The 560-nt window shown below is 58.2% G+C and carries 1 pseudogene; it reads left to right on the forward strand.

The features are described 5' to 3' along the window. Nucleotides 1-560 (forward strand): annotated as a pseudogene (locus ACP7EY_RS24040) (NADH-quinone oxidoreductase subunit L); the annotation flags it as partial.

Here is a 560-nt window from a genome sequence, read left to right on the forward strand (position 1 = left end):
TTGCTTGAATGCGCGCTGGGCCTCTACACCCTTGCCGCTCTACATCTGATTGGCCATTCACTGTACAAGGCCCATGCCTTCCTTTCGGCTTCGACCGCCGTACGCCAGACCCGCTTGCAAATTTTGCGCGGTGCTTCGTCACCAGGCACTGTCAGCCTGGTACTGGCACCGGTGGTAACGATCTCCGCTGTGCTGTTAGTGCTGTTTGTGCTGAAACTGGTGGGTCATGCATCCTGGCCTTGGTGGTGGAGCGTGGTGCTTGGCCTCGCCTGGGCTCCCTTGCTGTGGTTACCTGGCGTACAAACCGACTGGCAAGCACGCAGTGCCCAAGCATTTTTCGGGTTTCTGATGGTTATTGGCCTCACGGTTGCCACTACTGCGGGGCACTCGCTGCCTCTTGGTCTCCAGAATGTCCCTCACCAAGGGCTCGGTCTGATCGCCTTGATAGGCATGGCGGCCTTGTATTTCTTTCAGGCGCTGCTGCAAGTACGGCCGCAACTGCTGGCTAACTGGCGTCGTTGGAGCTATGCGGGATTTTATCTGGACGAGGCCTACACGCG

The sequence above is a fragment of the Massilia sp. DWR3-1-1 genome, assembly GCF_049898325.1.
Taxonomy (GTDB): Bacteria; Pseudomonadota; Gammaproteobacteria; order Burkholderiales; family Burkholderiaceae_D; genus JAFCUW01.